The 24,327-nt window shown below is 64.6% G+C and carries 22 protein-coding genes; 14 read left to right on the forward strand and 8 right to left on the reverse strand.

Features of this window, described 5'->3' with window-relative positions; translation table 11 throughout:
- Positions 1 to 486 precede the first annotated feature (486 nt).
- The 6 genes from AC25Z0_RS15795 to AC25Z0_RS15820 all read left to right on the forward strand — a co-directional run bounded on the left by AC25Z0_RS15795 (position 487) and on the right by AC25Z0_RS15820 (position 9,205).
- Positions 487 to 3,384 carry an MMPL family transporter gene (locus AC25Z0_RS15795; protein ID WP_488133807.1) on the forward strand — a complete coding sequence of 966 codons (2,898 nt, stop codon included), beginning with the start codon at positions 487 to 489 and terminating at the stop codon, positions 3,382 to 3,384.
- A complete protein-coding gene (locus tag AC25Z0_RS15800) occupies positions 3,381 to 5,375 on the forward strand; it encodes a YhgE/Pip domain-containing protein (protein WP_488133808.1) in 1,995 nt (664 codons plus the stop codon). Before AC25Z0_RS15795 ends, AC25Z0_RS15800 begins: the two co-directional genes overlap by 4 nt.
- 125 nt (positions 5,376 to 5,500) lie before the next feature.
- A complete protein-coding gene (locus AC25Z0_RS15805) occupies positions 5,501 to 6,430 on the forward strand; it encodes an ABC transporter ATP-binding protein (RefSeq protein WP_488133809.1) in 930 nt (309 codons plus the stop codon).
- Positions 6,427 to 7,272 carry an ABC transporter permease gene (locus AC25Z0_RS15810; RefSeq protein ID WP_488121049.1) on the forward strand — a complete coding sequence of 282 codons (846 nt, stop codon included), beginning with the start codon at positions 6,427 to 6,429 and terminating at the stop codon, positions 7,270 to 7,272. Before AC25Z0_RS15805 ends, AC25Z0_RS15810 begins: the two co-directional genes overlap by 4 nt.
- A gap of 17 nt (positions 7,273 to 7,289) precedes the next feature.
- Entirely contained in the window at positions 7,290 to 8,540 is a 1,251-nt protein-coding gene (locus AC25Z0_RS15815) for a sensor histidine kinase (protein WP_488133810.1), read from the forward strand.
- On the forward strand, positions 8,540 to 9,205 hold the full coding sequence (locus AC25Z0_RS15820) for a response regulator (protein WP_488121051.1): 666 nt from the start codon (positions 8,540 to 8,542) through the stop codon (positions 9,203 to 9,205). Before AC25Z0_RS15815 ends, AC25Z0_RS15820 begins: the two co-directional genes overlap by 1 nt.
- A 94-nt stretch (positions 9,206 to 9,299) precedes the next feature.
- Here the strand turns inward: AC25Z0_RS15820 and AC25Z0_RS15825 are convergent, their stop codons facing one another.
- Positions 9,300 to 9,944: a dienelactone hydrolase family protein gene (locus tag AC25Z0_RS15825; RefSeq protein ID WP_488121052.1), complete on the reverse strand. Its 645-nt coding sequence runs from the start codon at positions 9,942 to 9,944 to the stop codon at positions 9,300 to 9,302.
- A gap of 68 nt (positions 9,945 to 10,012) precedes the next feature.
- Between AC25Z0_RS15825 and cls the strand changes: the two genes are divergently transcribed.
- Positions 10,013 to 11,485, forward strand: coding sequence for a cardiolipin synthase (gene cls / locus AC25Z0_RS15830; RefSeq protein WP_488121053.1), 1,473 nt, complete (start codon positions 10,013 to 10,015; stop codon positions 11,483 to 11,485).
- A 96-nt stretch (positions 11,486 to 11,581) separates the two neighbouring features.
- Here the strand turns inward: cls and AC25Z0_RS15835 are convergent, their stop codons facing one another.
- A complete protein-coding gene (locus tag AC25Z0_RS15835) occupies positions 11,582 to 12,517 on the reverse strand; it encodes an aggregation-promoting factor C-terminal-like domain-containing protein (protein WP_488133811.1) in 936 nt (311 codons plus the stop codon).
- Between the two features lie 205 nt (positions 12,518 to 12,722).
- Between AC25Z0_RS15835 and AC25Z0_RS15840 the strand changes: the two genes are divergently transcribed.
- Positions 12,723 to 13,250: a DUF2127 domain-containing protein gene (locus AC25Z0_RS15840; RefSeq protein ID WP_488121055.1), complete on the forward strand. Its 528-nt coding sequence runs from the start codon at positions 12,723 to 12,725 to the stop codon at positions 13,248 to 13,250.
- Position 13,251: 1 nt separating this feature from the next.
- Here the strand turns inward: AC25Z0_RS15840 and AC25Z0_RS15845 are convergent, their stop codons facing one another.
- Positions 13,252 to 14,307 carry a hypothetical protein gene (locus AC25Z0_RS15845; RefSeq protein ID WP_488133812.1) on the reverse strand — a complete coding sequence of 352 codons (1,056 nt, stop codon included), beginning with the start codon at positions 14,305 to 14,307 and terminating at the stop codon, positions 13,252 to 13,254.
- Positions 14,308 to 14,393: 86 nt separating this feature from the next.
- Entirely contained in the window at positions 14,394 to 15,188 is a 795-nt protein-coding gene (locus AC25Z0_RS15850; protein WP_488133813.1) for a putative protein N(5)-glutamine methyltransferase, read from the reverse strand.
- Between the two features lie 207 nt (positions 15,189 to 15,395).
- Between AC25Z0_RS15850 and AC25Z0_RS15855 the strand changes: the two genes are divergently transcribed.
- On the forward strand, positions 15,396 to 16,529 hold the full coding sequence (locus AC25Z0_RS15855) for an AI-2E family transporter (protein WP_488133814.1): 1,134 nt from the start codon (positions 15,396 to 15,398) through the stop codon (positions 16,527 to 16,529).
- 171 nt (positions 16,530 to 16,700) lie between these two features.
- Entirely contained in the window at positions 16,701 to 17,237 is a 537-nt protein-coding gene (locus AC25Z0_RS15860; protein ID WP_488133815.1) for a dihydrofolate reductase family protein, read from the forward strand.
- A gap of 41 nt (positions 17,238 to 17,278) precedes the next feature.
- Here the strand turns inward: AC25Z0_RS15860 and AC25Z0_RS15865 are convergent, their stop codons facing one another.
- A complete protein-coding gene (locus AC25Z0_RS15865) occupies positions 17,279 to 18,313 on the reverse strand; it encodes an LLM class flavin-dependent oxidoreductase (RefSeq protein WP_488133816.1) in 1,035 nt (344 codons plus the stop codon).
- Between the two features lie 114 nt (positions 18,314 to 18,427).
- Positions 18,428 to 19,153 (reverse strand): NADPH-dependent F420 reductase, encoded by a 726-nt coding sequence (locus AC25Z0_RS15870; RefSeq protein ID WP_488121061.1) that lies wholly within the window; start codon positions 19,151 to 19,153, stop codon positions 18,428 to 18,430.
- A 123-nt stretch (positions 19,154 to 19,276) separates the two neighbouring features.
- Between AC25Z0_RS15870 and AC25Z0_RS15875 the strand changes: the two genes are divergently transcribed.
- Complete coding sequence (locus AC25Z0_RS15875) at positions 19,277 to 19,741, forward strand: MarR family winged helix-turn-helix transcriptional regulator (RefSeq protein ID WP_488121062.1); 465 nt, start codon at positions 19,277 to 19,279, stop codon at positions 19,739 to 19,741.
- A 110-nt stretch (positions 19,742 to 19,851) separates the two neighbouring features.
- Here the strand turns inward: AC25Z0_RS15875 and AC25Z0_RS15880 are convergent, their stop codons facing one another.
- Complete coding sequence (locus AC25Z0_RS15880; RefSeq protein WP_488121063.1) at positions 19,852 to 20,508, reverse strand: fasciclin domain-containing protein; 657 nt, start codon at positions 20,506 to 20,508, stop codon at positions 19,852 to 19,854.
- A gap of 235 nt (positions 20,509 to 20,743) precedes the next feature.
- On the opposite strand from AC25Z0_RS15880, the gene AC25Z0_RS15885 reads away from it, so the two are divergent.
- From AC25Z0_RS15885 to AC25Z0_RS15895, 3 genes are read left to right on the forward strand one after another with little or no spacing between them, the layout of a single operon-like run.
- On the forward strand, positions 20,744 to 22,462 hold the full coding sequence (locus AC25Z0_RS15885; RefSeq protein ID WP_488121064.1) for a cytochrome c biogenesis protein DipZ: 1,719 nt from the start codon (positions 20,744 to 20,746) through the stop codon (positions 22,460 to 22,462).
- Positions 22,463 to 22,480: 18 nt separating this feature from the next.
- Positions 22,481 to 23,095: an ECF RNA polymerase sigma factor SigK gene (gene sigK / locus AC25Z0_RS15890; RefSeq protein ID WP_488121065.1), complete on the forward strand. Its 615-nt coding sequence runs from the start codon at positions 22,481 to 22,483 to the stop codon at positions 23,093 to 23,095.
- Positions 23,092 to 23,916, forward strand: a complete 825-nt coding sequence (locus AC25Z0_RS15895) for an anti-sigma factor (RefSeq protein ID WP_488121066.1) — start codon at positions 23,092 to 23,094, stop codon at positions 23,914 to 23,916. Before sigK ends, AC25Z0_RS15895 begins: the two co-directional genes overlap by 4 nt.
- Here AC25Z0_RS15895 and AC25Z0_RS15900 read toward each other — a convergent pair.
- Positions 23,913 to 24,272 carry a DUF5655 domain-containing protein gene (locus AC25Z0_RS15900; protein WP_488121067.1) on the reverse strand — a complete coding sequence of 120 codons (360 nt, stop codon included), beginning with the start codon at positions 24,270 to 24,272 and terminating at the stop codon, positions 23,913 to 23,915. The two genes, AC25Z0_RS15895 and AC25Z0_RS15900, sit on opposite strands and share 4 nt — an antisense overlap.
- Between the last annotated feature and the right edge of the window lie 55 nt (positions 24,273 to 24,327).

Here is a 24,327-nt window from a genome sequence, read left to right on the forward strand (position 1 = left end):
CGCGCGATTTTCCGTCAGGCGCGCGAAATACCGCGCGCCTGGGGGAAAACCGCGCGCCCAGATGAAACCGACGTGGCAAATCGCTCTGAGACGCGTCAGAGCCGCTCTGGCCGCTCGGAAACGGGCCGGTGCCGCTCAGAACCACTCGGAGAGCGACTCGGTGGCGCTCGCTGCCCGACCAGCGGGCCGTTCAGGCGGAGAAAATGCGAAACGCCGGGTGCGGGCGTGTGAGCGCGGCGTGTCGCAAAAACTCCGCCCGAAGTGGACCCGGGTGGGCGCAGGGGGGCGCAAGGTCTCAAGGCGCTCGCTCCTCGACCAACGGGACGGGGCTGCTCCCGGCATCCGTTGGCAGGCTGAAACAATGCTGGGAGAAATTGAGATACACAAATGTATCGGATACATTTGCGTATTGAATACGGCGCCGTATTTGGCATGCGCGCTGCCTGATGCGCGTCCCCCTCGCTTCACTCTTCATAAGGAGACCGCGTGTCCTCACTGCTGTATTCACTCGGCCGCTGGGCATTCAGGGCCAGACGGCGGGTACTCGCGGCGTGGATTCTGATTCTCGCCCTTCTCGGTGGCGGCGCATTGGTCTTCAACCAGGGCATGGACAACTCCATCTCCATCCCCGGCACCGAGTCGCAGCAGGCGCTCGACTCGCTGGCAACCACGTTCCCGCAGGTGAGTGGCGCCTCCGCGCAGATCATTGTCGTCGCGCCCGATGGCAGCACGGTCACCGACGACGCGGTGAAGACCGCCATCACGGATGCCGTCGCCTCCCTCGACAGCCTCGACCAGGTCGCGCAGGCGATCTCGCCATTCGATGAGAACCTGACCGGCGCAGTGAGCGACGACTCCACCGCAGCCCTGATCAGCGTTCAGCTGGACGGCGCGGTCGCTGACATCACCGCCGACACCAAACTGGCCCTCGAAGACGAGACGGATGCCATTCAGGCTGCTCTCCCAGAGGGGGCGGTTGCGTCGCTGGGTGGCCAGCTCTTCAGCCAGAACATGCCGACCCTCAGCCTCATCGAGCTGATCGGCGTCGGCGTCGCACTGCTGGTGCTCATCCTCACGTTCGGCTCGTTCCTGGCCGCGGGCATGCCGCTCGCGACCGCCTTCCTCGGCGTCGGCATCTCCATCGCGTTGATCTTCCTCGCAACTATCGCCAGCCCCATCACGTCGACGACCCCCATGCTTGCGCTCATGCTGGGCCTCGCAGTGGGCATCGACTATGCCCTGTTCATCATTTCGCGGCATCAGGAGCAGCTGAAGGACGGCCTTGATCCAGAGGAGTCCGCTGCCCGCGCCACGGCAACGGCCGGTTCCGCCGTGATCTTCGCCGGCCTCACCGTCATGATCGCGCTTGTTGGCTTGAGCGTCGCCGGCATTCCATTCCTCACCACGATGGGCGTCGCAGCTGCCGTCGGCGTCGCCGTCGCGGTGCTGGTGTCCCTCACGCTGATTCCCGCGTTCCTCGGCTTCGCCGGTGACCGCCTGCGTCCCAAGCAGTCCAGGCGCTCGCTCGCCCGTGCAGCGGCCCGCGCCACTGCGCGCGACGCGGCCACGTCGGCATCAGGCGCGACGTTCCCCGATTCCGACTCCGATTCCGACTCCAACTCCGCCACAGAAACGGATGCCGCAGCCGGGTACGCCGGCCACCCGGCATCCGCCAGTGTGGCGCCCGCTGAGCTGCACGCGGGCAAGAACAGGTTCTACGTCGGGTGGGTGCGCGTCGTCACCCGTTTCCCGATCGTGACGGTCATCGCCGTGGTCGCCGGACTCGGCATCATCGCTGCCCCCGCCCTCGGGCTGCGCCTCGCGCTGCCGGATGCCGGCGGGTTGTCGGAGGAGAGCTCGGCCAGGGTGACTTACGACCTGGTCTCAGAGCACTTCGGCCCCGGCTTCAACGGCCCGCTGATCGTGACGGGCAGCATCGTGTCGAGCACAGACCCTCTTGGCCTGATGAACGACCTGGGCGACGAGATCGCCGCTCTCGACGGTGTCGCTGCGGTGCCGCTCTCCACGCCGAACGCCACGGCAGACACCGGCATCGTCCAGGTGATCCCCACCGGCAGCCCTGACTCTGAAGAGACCAAGGCCCTGGTGACGGAGCTGCGCTCGCTGCACCAGCACTTCCTTGACACATACGGCGTCGACCTGTCTGTCACCGGATTCACCGCGGTGGGCATCGATGTCTCAGACAAGCTCGGCGGGGCGCTGCTTCCCTTCGGCCTGATCGTCGTCGGCCTCTCGCTGATCCTGCTCACCATGGTGTTCCGCTCCATCGCCGTGCCGATCAAGGCAACGCTCGGCTACCTGCTCAGCGTTGCAGCCTCGTTCGGTGTCGTCGCCCTGGTGTTCGAATATGGCTGGTTCGCCGATGCCCTGAATGTGCCCAAGGAAGGCCCGGTGATCAGCTTCATGCCGATCATCCTGATGGGCGTGCTGTTTGGGCTGGCCATGGACTACGAGGTCTTCCTCGTTGCCCGTATGCGCGAAGATTACGTGCACTCCGGCAAAGCCAGGCAGTCGATCGAAACCGGCTTCGTCGGCTCCGCCAAGGTCGTCACGGCCGCCGCGATCATCATGTTCGCCGTCTTCGCGGCGTTCGTGCCTGAGGGTGACGTGAACATGAAGCCCATCGCGCTCGGCCTCGCCGTTGGCGTGTTCGTCGACGCGTTCATCGTGCGGATGACGCTGGTGCCCGCCGTGCTCGCCCTCCTCGGCGACAAGGCCTGGTACATGCCGAAGTGGCTCGACCGCGTGCTCCCGTCGTTCGACGTTGAGGGCGACGGCCTGCACAAGGAACTCGCGCTGCGCAACTGGCCGGCAGCGGGTACACACGATGTCGCGAATGCCGAAGACCTGAGGCTGTCGGCCGGCGGTACCCCGCTGTTCAGCAACATTGCGTTCGCCCTGCCTGAGAACGGCACGCTCGTCGTCAGCGGTGAGCGGGAGGTGGCCGTGACGTCGCTGCTGCTCACCATGTCCGGTCGCATGGAAGCCGACTCCGGACGCCTCAAGGTGGCAGGTTTCGTGTTGCCGGTGCGGGCGGCATCCGTTCGCTCACGCGTCGCGTTCGTCTCGCTCAGCGAGGCGGCAGACCCGGTGCGCGCTGTCTCTGGTGCCCTGCGCGAGAAGCCGAAGGTCATAGTCATCGACGGGCTCGACCACGTGACCGACGCCGTCGTGCGCCGCAACATCTACGACCTGCTGGTGTCGGCGGGCGTGAAGGCCAGCCGCGAGGATCGCACGCTGGCCATCGTGGCCGGCACGACGCATCCCGACCTGGTCGCCGACGCGATTCCCGGCGCTGACACGGCAGAAACCGTTGACATTCCCCTGTTTGACTTGACTCGTACCAAAGAGGTAACCGCATGAGCTCGCCGCTCGCACGACTTGGGTTTGCCCGCTCCAACGGCAGGGTGACCTGGCTCTCCATCGTTGGCATCATCCTGGTGCCGCTCGTGGTCGCCGGCATCCTGATCTGGTCGCTGTGGAGCCCGCAGGAGCGCCTCGACACCGTGAACGCGGCCATCGTCAACAACGACGAGCCGGTCACCCTCAACGGCCAGACGGTCCCGCTCGGGCGCCAGCTCTCCGCCGGGCTCGTTGGCGGGGCGGATGCGGCATCGACAGGTACCGACAGCTCAGATTCGTCGGCCGATTCAACGGATGCCGCGCTCAACTACAACTGGGTGATCACCGACGACAGCGACGCGGCAGACGGACTGGCCAGCGGCCGGTTCGCGGCCGTCGTGACCATTCCGGAGAACTTCTCCGCCGCGGCCACTTCGTTCTCCGGGGACGCCGCCGACGCAGAGCAGGCGACCATCAACGTCACGACAAGTGACAAGAGCCGCCTCGTGGATGACGCCATCAGCCAGGTCATCACGACCACCGCAGCTGGCATCGTCGGCAACCAGCTCACGACGACGTACCTCGAGAACATCTACCTCGGCTTCAACACGCTCGGCGAGCAGCTCGGGGAGGCCTCGACCGGAGCCGGCTCGCTGGCCTCCGGCACGACGCAGCTCTCCGACGGCGCCGCGGCCCTGGCGAGCGGCACCACAGAGCTCGCGAGCGGCGCATCAAGCCTGTCAGACGGCGTGGCCCAGCTGTCAGACGGCGTCAGCCAGCTCGCCGGCGGTCTCACCACATTGCAGCAGCAGACGGCAGCGCTGCCAGACCAGACGAACCAGCTGGCCAGCGGCGCGCAGGGCATCGCTGGCGGCATCGACCAGGTGAACGGGGTGATGGCCGGACAGGCTGCCGCCCTTCAGCAGCAGCTCGCCACGCTGACAGGCATCGCCACCGATGTCTGCTCGTCGCCCACCACCGACCCTGCCGTGTGCGCCTCAGTGCAGGAGCAGGTCACCGCCGTTGCGACGGCCGTTGGCACTGCGGCCGGAACACTGTCCGCCGTCTCCTCGTCGCCAGACCTGGTCAGCGGCGCCAACCAGGTCGCGAGCGGCCTCTCCCAGTTCGCAGCCGGCATGCCGGCACTGACGGCCGGCATCGGCCAGTCGGCATCCGGAGCCAGCGCGCTGGCCGACGCCAGCTCCGCGGTGAGCTCTGGCACCGCTGAACTCGCCACCGGTGCGGGCACCCTGGCCACCGGTGTGACCGGGCTGGCCGACGGCGTGTCCGGCGTCAACGACGGCGCCGTCTCGCTCGCCTCCGGTCTCGGCACGGCGGTCGACCAGATCCCGACGTACTCAGACGACGAGCGCACCCAACTTGCGACCGTGGTCGCAGAGCCGGTCGTCACGAACAACTCGGGCGGACTCGGCTTCGGCACGAACGGTGTTCCGTTCTACGCGGTCCTCGCGCTCTGGCTGGGCGGGCTGGCGAGCCTCATCGTGTTGCGCGCGGTACCGACCGGTGCCTTCGGGTCGACCAGGTCGTCGCTCGTCCTCGCCGTGAAGGCGTGGGTGCCGGCTGCGGTTGTCGGCGCGTTGCAGGGACTGTTCGTCACCGGCATCCTCTCGAGCGTCGTCGACCTTGACCTGGCCGGATGGTTCGGCTTCGCCGGAATCGCCGTACTGGTCGGTGTGGCATTCGCCGCCACCAACCAGGCCCTGAATGCCTTGTTCGGTGGTGCTGGTCGCTTCATCGCCATGATCATCGCCCTGGTCTTGATCGGCACGAGCATCATTGCGACGGCCCCTGCCGTCCTGGACGGCGCCCTGAGCGTCATGCCGGTGCAACCAGCCCTTGACGCGTTCCACGCCGTGATCGCGGGCGGATCAGGCGGCGGCGCCGTCGTCGGACTCATCGTCTGGACGCTCGGCTCGCTGGCCGTGACCACCCTGGCCATCGCCAGGAAGCGCACGGTGACGACGAGGCAGTTGGTTCCCGCCATCGCCTAGCGGAACGTCGGAGCAGGACGCCTGTCTAGTACCCAGGTACTACTGATCGAGCACATGCGAGACCGTCGTCCAATGTGGCCGATGGAAAGGCTACGTACGCTCGGCAGTATGCATAGGGAAACAACATGATCACAGCAGAGGCGCTCACGAAGCGCTACGGAAATAAGACCGCCGTCGACGCAATTGACTTCACGGTGAGGCCCGGCCAGGTCACGGGTTTTCTCGGGCCGAATGGGGCGGGGAAGTCCACGACTATGCGGATGATCGTCGGCCTGGACCGGCCGACCGCCGGCAGGGTCGAAGTGAACGGGCGCCGATACCAGGAGCATCGCGCTCCGCTCCGAGAGGTTGGCGTGCTGCTCGATGCGAAGGCCGCCCATAGCGGCCGCTCGGCCTACAAGCACCTGCTCTCGATTGCTGCTACGCACGGTATCGGTGCTTCCCGCGTGCGGGAAGTCATCGGTCTGGCTGGACTCGACTCCGTCGCTGGTAAGCGCGTGGGCGGATTCTCCTTAGGGATGGGCCAGCGGCTGGGAATTGCCACCGCCCTGCTTGGTGATCCGGCGACGATCATTCTCGACGAACCGGTAAACGGTCTGGACCCTGAGGGCGTGCGATGGGTCAGGACACTCATGCGCAGCCTGGCTGCCGAGGGTCGCACCGTGCTGCTGTCATCGCACCTCATGAGCGAGATGGCTCAGACCGCCGACCGGCTCATCGTGATCGGACGTGGCAGGATCCTGGCGGACGGCCCCATCGCCGACATCATCTCTGGTGCCACCCGTTCGGTGACGCGCGTGCGCACCCGAGACGCAGAACGCTTGATCACGATGATCGCCGGACCCGGTGTCGTCGTTTCGATCCTGGCAGACGGCGCACTCGAGATCTCGGGGCTGACCGCTGAGCAGGTCGCTGTCGCAGCGTCTTCAGCCGGCGTCGTGCTCCATGAGATCGCTTCGGTGTCGGGTTCGCTCGAAGACGCGTATCTCGCACTCACCGCCGGAGAAGTCGAATACCGCTCGTCGAATACAGCGGAAATAGGAGCACACCAATGAGGACAATGGAAAAGCAGCGTGCGACCTTCATCGAAGGTCACGACCACCTGACCTTCGCCCGCGTCTTGCGTTCGGAGTTCATCAAACTCACAAGTCTTCGCTCGACCATCGGTCTCTTGCTCGCGATCGTCGTGTTCGGGCTCGGCGTGAGTGTGGCGTTGGGTTTGACCATGCAGGATGCCGGATTGCCCGACACCGCGTCGGCGGGGTTCATGCTCGACCAGGTGACGATCGGAACTGTCCTGTTTGGGCAGCTCATCGCAGGGATTCTCGGAGTGCTTGTGATCAGCGGCGAGTACTCAAGCGGAACGATTCAGTCGACACTCATCGCTGTTCCATCCCGGCTGAGGGTGCTCGCCGCCAAGGCGGTCGTGCTGTTCCTCGCTGTGACGGTGGCGGCCTTCGTCGCGTCGTTCGGTTCGTGGGCTGTAACGTACCCGATGTTCGCCGCCAACGGGATCGAGGTCGGATTGGCTGCCCCTGGAGTGAGCTTCGCCCTCATCGGCGGATCTGTGTACGTTGGCCTCTCGGGTGTCCTTGGGCTCGGTATCGGAACCATGCTGCGCTCTGTCGCTGCCGGCATTGCAACCGTCACCTCAGTGATCCTCCTGCTGCCGATCGTGCTGTCCGTTCTCCCCGCGTCATCGCTGGTCAGAAATCTTCACCTCCTCTCCATGTCGAAGGCCGGTGACGCCATGTCCAACCCTGGGAATGCCGCGGAGGGGTTCCTCGATCTCGCTGCCGGGTTTGTCAGCCCGGCTGCCGGATGGATGGTCGCGGCTGTCTGGGCGGCTGTCTTCATCGTGATGGGCGGCATCCAGCTACGACGAAGGGACGCCTGATCCTGTCCCACGATAGATTGCGCGGCGCCTCGACCGAGGCGCCGCGCAATCGCGCGCTCTACGACCTCCCTCGACGACGCCGCCTCTGGATCACGGATGCTCTGGTCATGACGGCGTACGTGATGGTCGCCGTGGCAACGGGAATTCTTTCAACTGAACCGCCGTACGTGACACCGCTGTGGTCTCTCGTCGTTCTCGGCCTGTGCGGCGTCGCGGTTGTGGCGGTACGACGTCGATATCCATCGCCGGCGTTCGTGGGCGCGATGGTTCTCGCTGTGCTGTCGTTGGCCGGAGGGTCGGGGGCAGAGACCGTGCTTGCCGTGAGTGCGATGTATGCCGTTGGCGTTCGTCGGAGTGCGCTTGTCGCCTGGCTCAGTTTTGTTGGTGCGCTGGCATGCGGGGCACTCGGCGCCTGGGGCATCGCCCTTCGGATGAGCGTCGGGCCTCCCCTGTTGGGACTCGAGCAGTCGAATCACCCCAGAGACATGTTCCTGGATTGGGCCAACGTCTCTGTGATGATCACGGTCATTCTCCTGATCGCGACCTTGCTGGGCACGAATGCGGGGCACCGGCGGCGTTACATCGAAGGGCTGATGGATCATGCGAAGCGGCTGGCGCACGAGCGCGATCAACAAGCCGAGATCGCGAAAGCCCTTGAGCGTGAACGCATTGCACGAGAAATGCACGACGTGATCGCGCACAGCCTCTCCGTCATGATCGCGATGTCTGACGGTGCTCACGCTGCTGCGGCAGAACGACCCGACGTAGCGAAAGAAGCGATCGCGCGCGTTGCAGAGACAGGCCGCAGAACACTCGGCGAAGTGCGTCGACTACTCGGGACGGTGCGCGGTGAGCAGGGAAACTCCACTGCGGAGCATTCGCCGCAGCCCGACGCCTCACAGTTGGCCTCGCTCGTGGCAGAGTTCGTGGCAGCAGGTCTGCCGGTGCGCTTGGTCATGACGGGGGCTCCGTCGGCTGACCCGGCACTCGGCCTTACCGTCTATCGGATCATCCAGGAATCACTCACCAACGTTCTGCGCCATGCTAGAAGGGTGAGCTCAGCAACGGTCGAGGTGACGTGGATGCCCGATGACGTGACGATCCTCGTCAGAGATGCGGCGGCCGCGGTAGCGATGCCCGCCAGGGCCGGGCGTGGCATTCTAGGGATGCGCGAGCGAGCAGCGCTCTACGACGGCATCGTCGAATCAGAGCCTCACGAAGATGGTGGGTGGCGCGTATTCGCGCGACTGCGAGGGGAAGAGCGGTAGTGGCGGGAGACGCAATTCGAATACTCCTCGTCGACGACCAGGAACTCGTTCGCTTCGGCTTCCGGCTGATGCTCGAGTCCACACCAGGGATGACCGTGGTCGGCGAAGCGGCTGATGGCGCGCAGGCAATCGGAGCCGCCCAACGGCTTCGTCCTGACGTGGTCCTGATGGATATCCGCATGCCAGGCGTCGATGGAATCGAAGCCACGAAACGCATCACAGGACTCCGCCCCGAAACGCGCGTTCTGGTGCTCACTACCTATGATCTCGATCACTACGCCTTCGGTGCGCTCGGTGCCGGTGCTGCCGGATTCCTGCTCAAGGACACTCGCCCAGATGAGCTCGTTGCGGCGATTCGCGCGGTCAACTCGGGTGACGCGGTCGTCTCGCCCCGCATCACTGCGAAACTCATCGAGGTCGCAGCCCCGCACCTCGGTGTGCGGCGGACTGTTGACGCCGGCGAGTTGTCAGAGTTGACCGAGCGCGAACGCGAAACTTTCGTCCTCATCGGGCGCGGCGAGACGAACAGGGAGATCGCTGCGGCCCTCTTCGTGAGTGAGTCGACTGTCAAGGCGCACGTCGGCCGGGTTCTCTTCAAGCTCGGTCTGCGCAATCGCGTCGAAGCGGTGATCCGGGCCTATGAACTCGGAATCGTTGGTCAGTGACGGGAGCGACGAGCAGCACAGCCACCGATGCGCCGACTCCGGTTGCGGCGCCGAGCGACTGGACCTCGCACGGCTCCTGTCAGAGAGGCGTCGTTCAGTCGACGAGTTGACGTTGAAGAAACGCGGCGGTTCTGGCAAATGCCAGGGCCGCCGCGTTTTTGTCAAGCAGGTCGGGCACCGTCGCATTTGCAAACGAGTGCTCTGTGCCGAAGTAGTCGTGTCGCTCGACAGTGGTGCCGTCTTCCCGCAGGCGTGCAACAAACGAGTCGGGGTCGCCAGATGGCGCCCAGTCGTCGACCTCGGCGAAATGCAGTTGCACCGGACACGGCAGCACCCGGTGCTCATCGTCGTCGAGCGTGGCGTAGTAGGAGATCGCAGCGTCGATCTCGCCCGACTTGGCGAGGGTGAGCGCGAGCCAGCCACCCATTGAAAACCCGATCAGCCCAACGTGCGGGGCGCCGGCGGCGCGCTCCGTGCGGGCGAGGTCGCCGATATAGTCGAGCGCCTCCACCAGATCAAGGCCGTCGAGCAGGTCTTCGGCTGCGCGTTCGTCGGTCGTCGCCCATCCGTTGTACAGGTCGGGGATGAGTACGTGAAAGCCCTGCTGGGCGATGGCACGCCCGTACTCTTCTAACCACGGGAGGCGCCCATACCAGTCATGCACGACCACGACCACGGGTTGACTGGTTCTGCCGTACTCGAGGGGCAGCCCGGGGAACGGGATCTGGACGAGTGCCATGGTGCCCACCCTAACCCGTGGATACACAGTACGGTGAGGGCAAAAGGGATGCGCTTCGGGGAGGCTAAATGCAAGATATTGACCTGTCAGTGTTCGTGAGTCCCGCGCTCCTGACCATCGATTTCATCATCCGAATCATCGCGATAATCGTCATCCCGCGCAATCGGAAGCCCACGGCGGCGATGGCCTGGCTGCTGGCCGTCTTCTTCATCCCGTATGTCGGCCTGTTTTTCTTCCTCGTGATCGGCAGCTCCAAGCTGCCGAAGAAGCGGCGACTGAAGCAGTCGCAAATCAACGCGTTCATTCTTGAAAGCACGGCGGGCATGGACCTGGTGGTGCGGGAGCCCTCATGGCCGGCCTGGCTGGAGTCGGTGGTGCGGCTCAATCGCACCCTCGGCGCCATGCCGCTGGTCGGAGCGAACTCTGCCTCCCTGATCGGCGACTACAACGAATCGATTGCGGCGATGACAGCCGACGTCAACCGTGCTGAACGCTTCGTGCACTGCGAGTTCTACATCCTGTCGTACGACACGGTGACCGCCGACTTCTTCAAGGCGCTGGGCGATGCCGTCGCGCGCGGGGTGACGGTGCGCGTGCTGCTCGACCACGTGGCATCCATGCGATCTCCCCGCCACAAGGAGACGGTGGCCACACTCAACCGCATCGGCGCGCAGTGGCGTTTCATGCTCCCCGTGCAGCCGTTGAAGGGCAAGTACCAGCGGCCAGACCTGCGCAATCACCGTAAGGTGCTGGTTGTTGACGGCCACGTGGCGTACATGGGGTCGCAGAACATGATCGACCGCAGCTACAACATCAAGAAGAACATCAGGCGCGGCCTGCAATGGCAAGACCTGATGACCCGGCTGCACGGCCCGATCGTCGCCGGGGTGAATGCCATCTTCATCACCGACTGGTTCAGCGAGACAGACGAGCTGCTCGCCAGGGAGACAGAGCCGATCAGAGCGGATGTCGTCACAGGGCCGAGCGCGCGGCTCGACTGCCAGGTCGTGCCGAGTGGCCCTGGGTTCGAAGGGGAGAACAACCTCCGGCTTTTCCTCGCACTGCTCTACAACGCCGAAGAGCGGATCATCATCACGAGCCCGTACTTCGTGCCAGATGAGTCGATGCTCTATGCCATCACCACAGCGACCCAGCGCGGCATCGACGTGCAGCTGTTCGTGTCGGAGATCGGCGACCAGGCGCTGGTGTTCCATGCCCAGCGGTCGTACTATGAGGCGCTGCTTCGGGCTGGCGTGCAAATCTGGATGTACCGCGCGCCGTACATCCTGCACGCCAAGCACTTCACCATCGATGACGATGTGGCCGTGATCGGGTCGAGCAATATGGACATCCGCTCATTCAGCTTGAACATGGAGGTGTCGCTCATGGTGCGCGGGCGGAGCTTTGTGGCGGAGATGCGCAAGATTGAGGACGGCTACCGGGCGGCCAGCCGTGAACTCACACTCGACGAGTGGATGCAGCGGCCATTCCGCTCGACAGTTCTCGACAATCTCGCCCGTCTGACGTCGGGGCTGCAGTAGCGCCCCCGCTCGCCGAGGCGGCTGTTCACGGCACGCACAACAGCGCGGCCCCTGGAGAGTGATCCAGGGGCCGCGCTGTGTGGTGTTGCGTGGTGTTTAGTACCAGTTGACCGCTTCAGAGTGGGCCCAGGCTGCGCACGGGGTGCCGTACGAGCTCTTGATGTACTGGAGGCCCCAGGTGATCTGGGTGGCTGGGTTGGTTGCCCAGTCGCTGCCGGCCGAGGCCATCTTGCTGCCTGGCAGGGCCTGCGGGATGCCGGTGGCACCGCCGCTGGCGTTGTACGCGGTGTACGACCAGCCGGACTCGCGCTCCCAGAGCTGCGAGAGGCAGCTGAACTGCGATTCACCCCAGCCATAGCTCGATGCGGCCATGTCGCGGGCAATGGCACGCGCGCCGGCTGGCGTCTTGGCGGCGGAGGCAGCGGCAGCGGCGTTGGCTGCAGCCTGGGCGGCGGCTGCGGCGGCCTGCTCTGCTGCGGCCTGGGCGGCCTGCTGCGCTGCCTGCTCTGCGGCGGCCTGGGCTGCTGCAGCGGCTGCGGCTTCAGCGGCAACGCGGTCGACTTCTGCCGCGGCGGCCTGAACCTTCTGCGTTTCCGTCTGGGTTGCCTTGGCCAGGGTGGCGATTGTGACCGAATCGAGCGAACGGTAGTTGCCGAGCGATGCTACGGATGAGGCGAGCGGTGTGGCGTCAACCTTGTCCTGCACACCGGCGATCACCTCGTTGGCTGAGGCAATGGTGGCCTCGGCGTACTGGTGCGTGCGCTCACGGTTCGGCGTGAGGAATGAGGTGAGCTGCAGGTGCTCGTCGGCGGTTCCGGCAATATCGGAAACTGAGGCCGCTGCGGTGCTCTCACTGGCGACGGGCGTTGCGGCATCCTGCAAGAAGACTGAGCCGGCCAGCAGGCCGAGCGAGAGAACGGATGCTGCGGCCACGGTGATGCGGCGCTTGGAGCGATCCTGGGTGTTGCGAGAGTTGCGGGTGGTGCGAGTTGCTACGGGCGTTGCGGATGTTTCAATTGGGTCGATGTGCATAACTTCCAATTTGTGAGCAGCCGGCAGCGCGCTTCGCGCGTCATCCTGGTCGCTCTCGGTTCTTATTCCGACGTATTTCGCCAAAAGGTGAAGTTGCAATACTGCAAGATTATTCTGGACGATCCCTCACTTTCACCTGTGCAAAAGATGCATAGCGGGCTCACAGGCCTGTGTTTTCGCGGGTTTAAGGGGGGAGAATTGCCTCATGAATGCGGCCGAAGAAACACCTGAGCAGGGTGGAAAGCAGCCGACGACGCTTGACAGGGTCTATGCCGTAGGAGTGGTCATCAAGGGCATCGACGGTGCCCTAGAGCTGCTGGTCGGACTGCTGTTGTGGCTGGCACCCGGCACACTTGCGGCACTCATTGGCCGGGCAGCGGATGACGCGGCATCAGGTCATTCGGAGGCCGGGCATTTCGCCGCGCACTATCTCGGGCGACTTGACGACGCGCTCGTGCACGGCCCGCTCACGTTCGTGATTTTTTTCCTCGTGCTGCACGGCATCGTGAAACTCGGCCTGGTGTTTTGCCTGCTCAAGAAGCTCTACTGGGCCTACCCGTATGCGCTTGCTCTTCTGGGTCTTTTCCTCGTCTACCAGCTCTACGCGCTGGTCACGAACCCGACGGTGTGGATGATCGTCTTCACCGTGCTCGATGCGGCGATCATCTACCTCGTCTACAAGGAATACCGCGAGCTCACGGCTGAGAAGGGTTCTGCTGCAGTGTCGCAGTGACTTAGTCGGATCCACTAACGAGCGTTGGTTCGGAACGCCCAGTGCCGCTCGATTCGATCGTGCCGTCTGTGCGCCACACCGTAACCACGTCCGTGAGGAGTGGGCCCTCGGTCGAACCTGGCATGACAAGGTGTGTTGGAACAGCGAGGCGCAGGCCGGTGGCCGGGAAGTCTGCATCGAGCACGCACGTTGACACATAGTCGGTGATGGCCCCGGTAACTACCAGACAGACCAGGTTTGATCCCGTTCTGACGGCGTATGGACGCGAGAAGAAGCCGCCGGTGTCGCCGGGGGTGAGAAGCCGGAATGTGCTGGTGTTGAACGTGTCCGGCATGAACTCGTCTGGGATGTCCTCTGGCACCTGCGCGCGATCGAACACGTCCAGTGCGCGGATTGACTCTGGCATGGGCGTCGACGTGTCGGTGGGGGAAGACTGGCTCGCGGGTGACGCGTCCGCCCCGCCATCCCGAAGCTGGGTGCCGATTCCGACACCGAGTATGAGGGCAGCGACAACGCCCGCACTCACGATGACAGTGCGAGAGGGACGGCGCCAGAAAGCAGCAGGTTCCTCCGGGTCGGTGGTCGTGACGTCATCGGTTGAAACATCATCGAGTTCAAGGTCATCGAATACGACGTCATCGAACGCGGCGTCGTTTACTGCGGCGGCACGAGAATCGCTGTCTGTGGTGCTCTGATTCGCCTGCGTTGCCGTTGCTCCACCGTTCGCTCCACCACCGTGCGTGCCAGCCGTTGCGATGGCAGCTTCGATGGCCTGGCGTTCGAACCGGAGCTCTGCGTCGACGTCACGGAGCCGCGTTGCGGCATCCTGATCGCCGGCCGCGCTCCCGGCGGCAGAGAACACTTGCCTCTGCAGTTCCCGAAGCTCGAGAGTGGGTGATGGGCAGCCACTCGGCGCCGACTCAAGCGGATGCTCGATCCACCACAGTGCGTCGAGAACCTCGTTCCTACCCGCGTATGCGTCACGCACGGTTTCGAGGTAGCGCTGATCGCGAATGGCCCGTTCGTAGGCGGTTTCGCCGGTACGTGCACTCGCCACTCAAGCCCCCCGACCGTCGCTGATGTGCACATCCTGACATACCCGGCGACCGGCCGGGCAACCGGCCTGGCACTCGGCGCCGGGGCCTACCGTGCGGGTCGAGTTCCCACGACGACGGTCGCGTCGAGCTCATCGGAGTGCACGACACGGCAGGGCAGCCCATTGTCGGCGAGGAGGGCGGCTGTTCGCGGGGCCTGAAGCATGCTCGTCTCAATGAACACGTGACCGCCAGGGGCCAGCCAGCGTGCGGCATCCTGGGCGACCCTGCGCTGCACATCGAGCCCGTCCTCACCGCCGTCGAGTGCGATCAGGGGTTCATGAAACCGAGCCTCTGGCGGCATCATGGCAATGGCATCCGTTGGAACATACGGCGCATTGACGGCCAGGATGTCAACGCGCCCAGCCAGGATTCGGGGGAGCGGCGCGTAGAGGTCGCCGGCATACACGTGGCCGCCGAGCGGCTCGAGGTTGTGCCGTGCACACGCCACAGCGGCGGGATCGATGTCGCTGGCGTAGACGTCGGCGTCCTCCAGCACGGTGGCCAGCGCCGTGCCGACGGCGCCAGACCCGCAGCAGAGATCAACGATGACAGCGGGGTCGATGGCGACGGCCAGAGCCTCCTGCACGATGAGCTCGGTGCGTCGGCGGGGGACGAAGACGCCGTCTTCCACGCGGATGCGAACGCCGAAGAACTCCGCCCAGCCCAGGATGTGCTCAAGCGGCCGCCCGGACACTCGCTGGTCGACCATGGCGGCGAGTTCGGCCGGCGTTGTCGCGGCGGCGATGATGAGGTCGGCTTCATCTTCAGCGAAGACGCAGCCGGCAGCCCTGAGCGCAAGAATCACGCCAGAGCGGGAGGGTGAGAGCGGACGTACTGGCATGGGATGCCTTTCGGTTGACCGGGGGTGGTCCCCGGTTCACCTGGCCGAAGTCGTGAGTGAAGGCCATGCTATCGACACCGAGCATCATGCCGCATCACGGATTCGCCTGATGAATCAGTGAATATCGGCGTGGAGCGTACTCCCGGCGCTGGAACTGGGCTTTGCTTGGGTCATCGGCATCGGCCGACAGGGTACTGAGGGGCAGCCATGGGACTATTCGATCGCCGACGAACCGTGGTGCATGTCACCCCGTCACCGTCGTCACGCCCGATTCGGACGCAGTGGAACGATGGCTTCGGGCGCCTCGCGACCCGAAGCGTGCAGATCATTGCCGTACTGATTGTCATCAGTGTGCTCGTTTTCGGGATCACGAAGCTCAGCCTGGTCTTCATTCCCGTCGTGATCGCGCTGATCCTGGCATCCGCTATTAACCCGCTGATGAGCTGGATGCGATCGCACCACGTGCCAGCCATCCTGGCGACCTGGATTTCGCTCATTTCGCTCATCGTCATCCTGGGCGGTGTGGGGTGGCTGATCGTCAACGCGGTGCGCAACCAGTGGGGACAGCTGGTCGACTCGGCCACCAATGGCCTGGACGAGCTTCAGAAATCGATCTCGCACCTGCCGTTCGCGATCACCTCCGATCAGCTGGACTCCCTGCAGAAGACCGCGGCCGATTTCTTCACGAGCAGCCAGTTCGGCAGTGGCGCCATTGCCGGGGTGTCCGCGGCGACGAGCTTCATCACCGGCCTGGTGCTGATGGTCGTGCTGCTGTTCTTCTTCCTCAAGGACGGCCCGAAGATCTGGGAGTTCCTGCTCCGTCCGTTCACCGGTGTCCAGTATGAGCGCGCTCGCCGCGTCGGTGACACGACGGTGTCAACGCTCGGTGGCTATGTGCGCGGCACGGCCATCGTCGCGGCCGTTGATGCCATCGGAATCGGTGTGGCCCTTGCGATCCTGGGTGTGCCGCTGGCGTTGCCACTGTCCGTCATCGTCTTCCTCACCGCCTTCATCCCCATCGTGGGTGCGACAGTGGCCGGAATCCTCGCCGCGCTGGTGGCTCTCGTGGCGAATGGGCCGGGCGTGGCGCTGATCGTGATCATCGTGGTCGTTGCCGTCAACCAGCTCGAAGGCAACTTCCTGCAGCCTGTCGTCATGGCGCGTTCCCTCAAGCTGCATGCCCTCGTGGTGCTGCTCGCCTTGACCGTCGGCACAATTGTCGGCGGCATTGTCGGCGCTGTGCTCGCCGTGCCGATCGCCGCCGTGGCCTGGGGCATCGTGAAGATCTGGAACGGGCCGAACGAGCCCGCAGAGCCGGCCAAGCAGAAGCGACCTGAGTAGCCGCAACAGCTACCGGAGATTCGCCCTCAATGGCGCCCTCGATGGCACCCCTGAATAGGCGCTCTGAATGGCCGGAACGGTAGTGCTGGCACCTGTCGGTCGGCGCTGCGGAGGCGGATAATTTGACTATCCCCGAAAGCGGCGTCGGGGGAGTGAGCGGAGGTGCCCGAGATGGGCAAGGTCATGGCAGTTGAGTACCTGTCGCTCGACGGCGTCATGGAAGAGCCGGGGTGGAGCGGGCTCTACTTCAACGACGAACTCGCGAAATTCCAGTCCGACAACCTGTTCGAGAGCGATGCCCTCTTGCTCGGTCGCATCACCTATGAGGGCTTCAAGTCGGCGTGGCCGACGATGGAGGGCACAGGTGAGTTCGGCGAACGCATGAACGCGCTGCCCAAGTACGTCGCAACGAACACCCTGAAAGAGCCGGAGTGGAACGCTACCTTCCTCGCCGGGGACGTGGCAAGCCAGGTCTCCAGGATCAAGGCAACGACGAACGAATCGCTCCTCATCAATGGCAGCGGTCAGCTCTTCACCTACCTGGGCGAGCGCGGGCTCATCGACGAGTATCGCTTCATGGTCTTCCCCGTCGTCGTTGGGGCAGGGAAGCGCCTGTTCGATGACGGCAAGGGGCGAGCGTTCACGCTGGTCAAGAGCCAGATCACGACGCGGGGCGTCGCAATCCTCACCTACACGCCGGCGGAGTAGCAAACGCGGTCGCGGCATCCGCTTGAGGTATCCAAGCCAGACTACTTGTGCGCGAGCAGGCGCTCGACGCGGGGCTTGACCTCGGTGGCGAGCAATGTGATCGACTCCAGATAGTCCTTCTGTGGCAGTCCACCGATGTCCATCTGCAGGAAGTGCCTCATGTGGCCGAGGTGCCCGTACAGGTCGACGATCCGTGCGGCGACGTCATCAGGGTCGCCGACGTAGTACGCACCGGCTCCGTGGGCCTGCGCGAGGAACTGGCGCTCGTCCGGTGCCGGCCAGCCGCGCAGCTTGCCCATCTCGATGTTCAGGTTGTACCAGCCGGGGTAGAAGCGCTCGAGCGCCTCGCTCTTGGTCGGGGCGATGAGTCCGAGCGCGGCAACGGAGACCTTGATGTTGTCGCCGGTGTGTCCGGCCTGGGCCGCGCTGCGACGATACAACTCGGCAAGTGGAGCGAAACGAGCCGGGGCGCCGCCGATGATGCCGTACGAAACGGGAAGTCCGAGCTTGCCGGCACGGGCGGATGACGGTGCGCTGCCACCGGTGCCGACCCAAATGGGCAAGCTGTCGTTGACCGGGCGCGGCACGACGGTGAGGTCGTTGAGCGGTGGCCGGACGGATCCAGACCACGTCACCCGCTCATTCGCGTTGAGCTTCAGCAGCAGGTCGAGCTTCTCGGTGTACAGCTGGTCGTAGTCGCGCAGGTCATAACCGAAGAGCGGATACGACTCCACCGACGATCCTCGCCCCGCCGTGATCTCAACCCGACCGCCAGAGACCGCATCTGCGGTCGCGAACTGCTGGAAGACCCGCACAGGGTCATCCGTGCTGATCACGCTCACCGCGCTGCCGAGCCGAATCTGTTTCGTGGCACCGGCTGCCGCCGCGATCATGGCGCCGGGCGACGACGCCGGCATGTCGAGGGTGTGGTGTTCGCCGACGCCGAAGAAGTCGAGGCCGACCTCATCGGCCAGCACGATGCCGTCGAAGAGGTTCTTGATGGCCTCTGCGGTGGTTCGCAGGCTGCCGTCTGGTTCGCGCTGGGTGTCGCCGAAGCTGTAAACGCCGAGTTCCATGATGTGCTCCAAAATGTGGGGTTGAACGCTCAGACGTCCAATGGTGAACGGGAAATGGTGGGATAGCGAGGGGCGAGCGGATGTCCCGCGCCGAGGATCGCAGGCAGGCTTGGCCTAGGAGGCGGCGAGGGCGAAACCGGTCGAGCCGGCATCTGCGGTGTCGAGTCCCGCGGTGTTAAGTCCTGCGGTGTCGAGCCCTGCAGTGTCGATGCCTACGCGTCGCAGCTCGCGCCGCAGTGCATCCGCGGTGTGCGGACCGCCAAAGATCGTGGTGCCGGGCTGGACCGCGGCACCGGTGGCGAGCTGTCCGCTGTAAACCGGATCAAATCCGAAACCCTCAATGAGTTCCATGACGCGAGCGGCGGCATCCGCATCGTCGCTCGCAATGGCCAGGGCGCGACGGTTCTCGGCACCGGCCGGTAGTGGGTCGCTTTCCAGCTCGTGGTAACCGATGTGGTTGAGGGTCTTCACGACACGAGATGCGGCGAAGTGGTCGGCGACGATTTCGCTGCTGGTACGCGGGTCGTTCTCGAATGTGTCGAGCTCACCGTCGATCGGGGCCCAGTAGTTCATGGTGTCGATGACGACCTTGCCGGCCAACGAGTCGGCCGAGACGGTGTGGTGCTTGTGGAGGGGCACGGCCACGACCACGATGTCGACATCCTGCACCGCATCGGCGGCGGTCATGGCGTGAGCGCCGGGAACGATGATGTCGACGAGCAGTTCGATGTCTTCGGCAGGTCCTGAGGTGGCGATATTCACGGTGTAACCCGCCTTAAGCGCGGCACGACCGATCGCGGTGCCTACGCGGCCGGCGCCGAGTATGCCAATAGTTGTCATCAAATCTGCTCCTACCTGTTGCAGAAGCCGAAATGGTCGATCTGCGTTGCGACGGCCACCCTTATAGGTTGACCTGTCAACCACCATAGCTCTTTTGGGTGACATATCAACTACACTGGGTCTATGTCAGTTCCCGCACTCTCCGCAACTCAGGCCTCGTCGTGGTCGAGCTACCAGCGCATGCGTGCCAAGCTCACCGGCCGGTTGGGGCGCGAGCTGACGCGGGAGACGGGTGTCTCAGAGGCTGATTTCGAGATCTTGCTTGCCCTGGTCGAGTCGCCGGACGATTCCGTGCGCGCCCTCGCCCTGCGCTGCGGCCTGGAGTGGGAGAAGAGCCGCCTGTCGCACCAGTTGCGTCGTATGGAGCAGCGTGGGCTGGTCGCGCGTGACGAATGCGTCGAGGACAACCGCGGTTCGGTCGTGCGCATAACGGATGCCGGCCGTGCGCTTGCCCTGGAAGCCAAGCTCCAGCATGACCGGGCTGTGCAGCGCTATGTGGTGTCAGCGCTGACCCCCGCACAGCTTGAGTCGCTCGGCGAGATCGCCGAGTCGATCCTCGTGGGACTGGACGAACCGCACCGCGCGTAGGCGCCACAGCACCGATCAACGCAGCACCGATCAACGCAGCAGCGATCAACGCACAGAAGGCCCGACCATCCTGCATGGTCGGGCCTTCCGCGTGTGTGCTGTGGTGCGACCTAGTCGGTCGGCATCAGTACGGTGTCGATGAGGTAGACGGTCGCGTTGGCGGTGTGCACGCCTCCGCAGATGACGGTGGCGTCGTTGACCATGAGGTCGTCTCCGCTGCCGCTGACGGTGACGGTTCCACCTTCGACGGTGGTGAGGTCGCCGGTGAGCTCATCGGGCGAGATCTGGCCGGGGACCACGTGGTAGGTCAGGATCTTGGTGAGCGTCGCGGCACCTTCCGGCGTCTTCAGCGTCTCGATGGTTGCGGGGTCGATCTTGGCGAACGCGTCGTCCACCGGTGCGAAGACCGTGAATTCGCTGCCGTTGAGGGTGTCAACCAGGTTCACGTCCGGGTTGAGCTGTCCGGAGACGGCGGCGGTCAGGGTTGTGAGCATCGGGTTGTTGGATGCGGCGACAGCGACGGGCTCTGACGACATTCCGACGACAGATCCCGGTCCGTCCGGGTTGGCCTCCGCATAACCGGCGCAGCCTGCGCCGACGAGGTCGGCAGCCGGGTCAGCCGTCATAGCCGGGGAACTGGTGGCGCTGGACGACGGCGAGCTGGTGTCCTCTGTCGATGATTCCGTTGACGAACATGCCGAGAGGCCGAGCGTTGCGACAGCGACGAGTGCGAATGCTGCAACGGTGTGGCGCTTAGTGAATCGCATGGTACTTCTCCTTGATAGATGGGACCTGCACGTGAGACCTGTGAGTGAAATCAGTGCGTATTGCGGTGGATAACTTCGGCGGCTGGTCCTGCTCACCGCGGTGGGTGCGCAACCGGCCTTCATAGGGTCGTTCGGAAACGCATCCAGAACGGATTGGAAGTTTTTCGAGATTCTTTTTTCCAATCGAATTGGCTGTTCGTGCCGAACTCCCTTGTGACCCACATCTGGAGGACACGTGTTCACGCTCGCTCTCATCGGCTTTCTCGGAGGCCTCATCACGGGGATCTCTCCGTGCATCCTGCCTGTCTTGCCCGTCATCTTCTTTTCGGGCGGCGTGCAGGGGGCCAGAACGGATGCCGATGCGCTCGCTAGGCCGTCACGCTGGCGGCCCTACCTCGTGATCCTCGGCCTCATCACGAGCTTCAGCCTGGTGACGCTGATCGGCTCGCTGATCCTGAGCGTGCTCGGCCTCCCGCAGGACGTGCTGCGCTGGGCGGGAATCGTCGTGCTGATCCTGATCGGCATCGGGCTGATCGTGCCGGGCTTCCAGCACATCCTCGAGAAGCCCTTCTCCCTCATCCCGCAGAAGGCCGTCGGCACCGACCGTGGCGGCTTCCCGCTCGGTCTCGCACTCGGCGCCGTCTATGTTCCCTGCGCGGGTCCGGTGCTCGCGGCGATCACCGTGGCCGGCTCCACCGGGCGGATCGGCGTCGAGACCATCGTGCTCACCGTGACCTTCGCACTCGGCGCCGCGCTGCCGCTGCTGATCTTCGCGCTGGCCGGCCGCGGGGTGGCCGAGCGGGTGAAGGCATTCCGCAAGCGCCAGAAGGGCATCCGGATCACCGGCGGTGTCGTGATGATCGCCCTGGCGATTGGACTCGTCTTCAATGTGCCGCAGGTGCTGCAGCAGCTGGTGCCTGATTACACAAGCAACCTGCAGTCGCAGATCGCCGACTCCAAGGAGGTCACGGCTGCGCTCAACCTCGGTGGTCTGGTGAACGACGAGAACAAGGATCTCGACACGTGCACCGACGGGGCGACAGAGCTGGAGAGCTGTGGCACCGCACCGAGCATCACGGGCATCCAGCAGTGGTTCAACACCCCTGACAACCAGCCCATCAGCCTGGCCGACGAGAAGGGCACGGTGGTGCTGATCGACTTCTGGGCGTACTCCTGCATCAACTGCCAACGATCCCTGCCGCACGTGACCGCCTGGTACGACACCTACAAGGACTCTGGCCTGCAGGTCATCGGCGTGCACTCGCCCGAGTACGCGTTCGAGAAGGAGCCACGCAACGTGATCGCAGGGGCCGAGGGATTCGGCATCCGCTACCCGGTCGCCATCGACAACTCGCTGTCGACCTGGACCAACTACCGCAACCGCTACTGGCCGGCGCACTACCTGGTCGATGCTGAGGGTGTCGTGCGGAACATCAAGCTCGGTGAGGGTGGCTATGCGACGACCGAGAAGCTCATCCGCGAGCTGCTGACGCAGGCGAATCCGGATGTGACACTGCCGGCTGCGACAGAGATCGCCGACGATACGCCGGGGGTGGGCACGACGACACCCGAGACCTATCTCGGCACGACGAAGCAGGTGAACTTCGCCGGCACTGAGAAGTATCGCGCGGCGACCACCGAGTTCAGCCTCCCGAAGAACCAGCAGGCCGACACTTTCGCGCTCGACGGATCGTGGACGCTCGGCACCCAGTCGATCGCCCCGGTCGGCCCTGACGCTGCCACCCTGCGCCTCAACTACACCGGCAAGGAGGTGCGGATGGTGCTCTCAGGCGAGGGCATGATCACCGTCACTGTCAACGGCACGGCAACGCAGGTGTCGGTGAGCGGAACACCGAATTCGTACGAGATCCTGAAGAACGACACCGACTCATCCGGCACCATCGACGTGTCGGTGACGCCCGGTATCCAGGCCTACTCCTTCACTTTCGGATAGCGGGACCGGTGTGCTGCCATGCTTGAGCTTGTGAGCAATGATCGAGAACCTAGCGACGCCGAGGTCGACGAGGCCGTTGACGATGCAGTGGCGACCGTTGATCGACTCGTCGAGGGCGTCGCCACCGGCGACCAGAGTGCCTTCGCCGAGTTGTACGACCGGACAGCACCGCGGGTGCTCGGACTTGTCAGGCGGGTGCTGGTCGATCACGCGCAGTCGGAGGAAGTGGCGCAGGAAGTCTTCCTGGAGATCTGGAAGACCGCAACGCGGTTCGAGGTCGGACGCGGAAAAGCGATGACGTGGATCCTGACGATGGCGCACCGCCGGGCGATCGACCGGGTGCGGGCATCGCAGGCCGGGCGTGACAGAGACGAACGAATCGGCAAGCGGGACACAGAGCCCGACTACGACCAGGTCAGCGAAACAGCAGAGATCCGCATAGAGCACGAAAGGGTGAAGAGGGCCATGGCGCGGTTGACCGAGCTTCAACGCGAGGCGATCACGCTCGCTTACTACGGCGGCTACAGCCATACGGAGGTTGCAGAGATTCTCTCAGTACCTCTCGGTACCGTTAAAACCAGACTTCGAGATGGAATGATCAGGCTTCGAGACGAAATGGGGGTGGCATCATGACCGACAACACACGTGGCACCGGCCACGATGACGCTGACCCCCGCGACCTGAGCGGCGCATACGCGCTCGACGCGGTGACCCCAGACGAGGCGGCTGACTTCGAGCAGGCGGCCGACGCGTCGGAGTCACTGAGGGCCGAAGCGGATGGCCTCCAGGAGACTGCGAGCCTGCTTGGCCTGGCCGCCACTCCTGTTGCTCCGCCCGCGTGGATGAAGAGCGACCTGATGGCGAAGATCGCGTCGACGCCGCAACTTCCCGCGCCTGCCTCGGTGCCAGAGACTGCCTCGGCGCCCGCGACTGCTACGGTTTCTCCCGCCGCCGGGCAGGCCGAGACGCGTGCGCGCGTGCGGTGGTTTACTCGCCCGGCCAACATTTTGGTGGCCGCGGTCGCCGCCGTCGCGCTCTTCGTGGGAGGGGGCGTCGTCGGCGGCATCGTGACTCGTGAGAGCGCGCCATCCGCTATCGATGCCTCGGCCGCTGCGCTCGCCGACATTCTTGCGGCGAATGACGCCCAGCGCGCATCCGCTCCGATCGAGACAGGTGGCACGGCCACCCTCGTCTGGTCGAACACGCTCGGGCTGTCTGCCGTGCTGGTCGATGGGCTCCCTGAACTGCCAACGGGCCAGGTTTACGAGGCCTGGTACATCGACGACGGCGGTGCTGCATCGGCCGGAACCTTTACCCCGTCGCCCGTCGGTACAACGTGGCACGTGCTTGACGGCACCATGTCGGCCGGCGATGCGGTCGGTGTGACCGTGGAACCGAAGGGCGGCTCAGACCAGCCGACGACGGATCCGATCCTGGTGATGCAGAGCGCTTAGCGCGTCCCGGGCCCGACCGTCTCGTATGCCTCTGTGACCAACGCTTCGATGGACGCGTCGAGATCGGAGATCTGCTCGATCGACAGGCGGTGCGTGAAGACCGTCTCCGTGGTGGGAAACGACGAACGCAGCCTCGGATGATCGACCTCGCGGAGAAGATCGATCGCAAGCTCGAGGCGGTGATGCGCGATGAAGGATGCCGCGAAAATGCGCACGCGCACGTACTGCAGTTCGGTGCGGTGAATGCGCTCTTCGACGTCGGGGTGCAGAAGGGCAAGTGATCGAAACGCCTCGAGCATTGCGATCTCTTTCGAGGTCATCTCGTCGGAGAATTCCTGCCACGTTGCCTGCACCATGTCGCGCCGCCCTCCATCCGGCTCGTTCGCTGCGACGCCACGGGAGCGGGCACGA

This window comes from Leifsonia sp. Y862 (assembly GCF_057669585.1).

Excerpts from the sequence above, each read along its gene's own strand:
- AC25Z0_RS15800 (WP_488133808.1), top strand. The coding sequence starts at position 3,381 with ATGAGCTCGCCGCTCGCACGACTTGGGTTTGCCCGCTCCAACGGCAGG.
- AC25Z0_RS15805 (WP_488133809.1), top strand. The coding sequence starts at position 5,501 with ATGATCACAGCAGAGGCGCTCACGAAGCGCTACGGAAATAAGACCGCC.
- AC25Z0_RS15810 (WP_488121049.1), top strand. The coding sequence starts at position 6,427 with ATGAGGACAATGGAAAAGCAGCGTGCGACCTTCATCGAAGGTCACGAC.
- AC25Z0_RS15825 (WP_488121052.1), bottom strand. The coding sequence starts at position 9,944 with ATGGCACTCGTCCAGATCCCGTTCCCCGGGCTGCCCCTCGAGTACGGC.
- cls (WP_488121053.1), top strand. The coding sequence starts at position 10,013 with ATGCAAGATATTGACCTGTCAGTGTTCGTGAGTCCCGCGCTCCTGACC.
- AC25Z0_RS15835 (WP_488133811.1), bottom strand. The coding sequence starts at position 12,517 with ATGCACATCGACCCAATTGAAACATCCGCAACGCCCGTAGCAACTCGC.
- AC25Z0_RS15840 (WP_488121055.1), top strand. The coding sequence starts at position 12,723 with ATGAATGCGGCCGAAGAAACACCTGAGCAGGGTGGAAAGCAGCCGACG.
- AC25Z0_RS15850 (WP_488133813.1), bottom strand. The coding sequence starts at position 15,188 with ATGCCAGTACGTCCGCTCTCACCCTCCCGCTCTGGCGTGATTCTTGCG.
- AC25Z0_RS15855 (WP_488133814.1), top strand. The coding sequence starts at position 15,396 with ATGGGACTATTCGATCGCCGACGAACCGTGGTGCATGTCACCCCGTCA.
- AC25Z0_RS15860 (WP_488133815.1), top strand. The coding sequence starts at position 16,701 with ATGGGCAAGGTCATGGCAGTTGAGTACCTGTCGCTCGACGGCGTCATG.
- AC25Z0_RS15865 (WP_488133816.1), bottom strand. The coding sequence starts at position 18,313 with ATGGAACTCGGCGTTTACAGCTTCGGCGACACCCAGCGCGAACCAGAC.
- AC25Z0_RS15870 (WP_488121061.1), bottom strand. The coding sequence starts at position 19,153 with ATGACAACTATTGGCATACTCGGCGCCGGCCGCGTAGGCACCGCGATC.
- AC25Z0_RS15875 (WP_488121062.1), top strand. The coding sequence starts at position 19,277 with ATGTCAGTTCCCGCACTCTCCGCAACTCAGGCCTCGTCGTGGTCGAGC.
- AC25Z0_RS15880 (WP_488121063.1), bottom strand. The coding sequence starts at position 20,508 with ATGCGATTCACTAAGCGCCACACCGTTGCAGCATTCGCACTCGTCGCT.
- sigK (WP_488121065.1), top strand. The coding sequence starts at position 22,481 with ATGCTTGAGCTTGTGAGCAATGATCGAGAACCTAGCGACGCCGAGGTC.
- AC25Z0_RS15895 (WP_488121066.1), top strand. The coding sequence starts at position 23,092 with ATGACCGACAACACACGTGGCACCGGCCACGATGACGCTGACCCCCGC.
- AC25Z0_RS15900 (WP_488121067.1), bottom strand. The coding sequence starts at position 24,272 with ATGGTGCAGGCAACGTGGCAGGAATTCTCCGACGAGATGACCTCGAAA.